This window comes from Blautia sp. AF14-40 (assembly GCF_003479665.1).
Classification (GTDB): domain Bacteria; phylum Bacillota; class Clostridia; order Lachnospirales; family Lachnospiraceae; genus Fusicatenibacter; species Fusicatenibacter saccharivorans.
In genome coordinates this window covers 1-557 of the sequence record NZ_QUHK01000124.1, presented here as the reverse complement: position 1 = coordinate 557, position 557 = coordinate 1, and the positions used below count along the sequence as shown (strand labels likewise).

At 40.8% G+C, this 557-nt stretch carries 1 protein-coding gene; it reads left to right on the top strand.

Features of this window, described 5'->3' with window-relative positions; all coding sequences use genetic code 11:
- A partial coding sequence (locus DWW13_RS18645) for a substrate-binding periplasmic protein (RefSeq protein WP_147398356.1) occupies window positions 1–557 on the top strand: 557 nt, incomplete at both ends.

Sequence of the window (557 nt, the reverse complement as noted above, 5' to 3'; positions counted from 1 at the left end):
GAGAAGAAAAGTTTGATTTTTCACGTCCGATCGGAACCAATTATGGGATGCTGACCGTCCGCAGTGACAACAGCACGATTGTGGACGGCAATTACAGCACTTACAACGGTATGCGTGTGGCGCTTTTGAACGGAAACACCCGGAATGAAGAGTTTGCGGATTTTGCAGACGACAAAGGATTTACATATGTTCCATCTTATTTTGATACGACCACAGAAATGGATGAAGCCCTTCAGAGCGAAAAAGTTGATGCGATTGTTACCAGTTCTCTGAGAAAAACAAACAATGAGCGAATCGTGGATAAATTTGGCAGCAGCGATTTCTATGTCATTGTTAAAAAGGGCAATACAGAATTGCTGAATGAGATCAATTATGCGATCGATCAGATGAATGCGGTTGAGGGTGACTGGAAAACGACGCTTTACAATAAAAATTATGAAAGCATAGAAACTAAGAATCTGGAATATACGGAGAAAGAAAAAAGTATTATTTCACAGTATTCCAAGGACAACCCGCTTCATGTTCTGTGTGATCCGACCCGTTATCCATATTCTTAT